The sequence below is a fragment of the Mesorhizobium sp. M7A.F.Ca.CA.002.05.1.1 genome, assembly GCF_003998335.1.
Classification (GTDB): domain Bacteria; phylum Pseudomonadota; class Alphaproteobacteria; order Rhizobiales; family Rhizobiaceae; genus Mesorhizobium.
Window position 1 is genome coordinate 1 of record NZ_RZQI01001389.1, and the last position, 965, is coordinate 965.

The 965-nt window shown below is 66.3% G+C and carries 1 protein-coding gene; it reads left to right on the top strand.

Features of this window, described 5'->3' with window-relative positions; all coding sequences use genetic code 11:
* A partial coding sequence (locus EN939_RS35795; protein WP_245473305.1) for a CaiB/BaiF CoA transferase family protein occupies positions 1 to 965 on the top strand: 965 nt, incomplete at both ends.

A 965-nucleotide genomic window follows, 5' to 3' on the forward strand; every position in this document is an offset into this window, starting at 1 on the left:
TATCAGCTGGCGCTGCTCGGCGCCGATGTGATCAAGGTCGAGGCGCCGCAAGGCGGCGACCTAGCCCGCCAGCTCGGCGGCTCGCCAAAGCTGAACAGCGCCGGCATGGGCGCATCGTTCCTGGCGCAGAACGCCGGCAAACGGTCGGTGGTGCTCGACCTCAAGCAGCAAGCCGATCGCGAGCGCTTTTTCGATCTGGTGGCCAGCGCCGACGCCCTGGTGGAGAATTTCCGCCCGGGCGTGATGGATCGGCTGGGGCTTGGTTACGAGGCGCTGAAGACGGTCCGTCCAGGCCTCGTCTATTGCGCGATATCGGGTTTCGGCCAGACCGGGCCGATGCGCGACAATCCCGCCTATGACCAGATCATCCAGGGCCTGTCGGGGATCATGAGTATCACCGGAACACCGGAAACGGCGCCGCTGCGGGTCGGCTATCCCGTGGCCGACACGCTTGGCGGACTGGTCGGCGCGTTCGCCATTACCTCGGCGCTGGTGCGGCAGAAGACGAGCGGCGAGGGTGCCTTTCTCGACGTCTCGATGCTCGAATGCACACTTTCCGCGCTTGGCTGGCCGGTTTCCAACTATCTGACCGTAGGCATCGACCCCAAGCCGATGGGCAATGAGAACATGACGGCGGCACCCTCCGGTACGTTTCGCACCGGCGACGGGCTCGTCAACATCGCCGCCAACAAGCAGGAGCAGTTCGTGGCGCTGTGCCGGCTGATCGGCCGGCCGGAACTGGCCTCCGATGTCCGCTTTGCCGAGCGCGAGACGCGCAAGCGCAACCGTGCGGCGCTTAAAGTCGAAATCGAGGACGCCCTGGCGGGCGCGCCGGCCGCGGCCTGGGAAGAGATGCTCAATCGCGCCGGCGTGCCCGCCAGGGCGTCCTCGATTTCGACTTTAAGCGCCGCACGGTTGCGCTTGCGCGTCTCGCGCTCGGCAAAGCGGACATCGGAGGCCAGTTC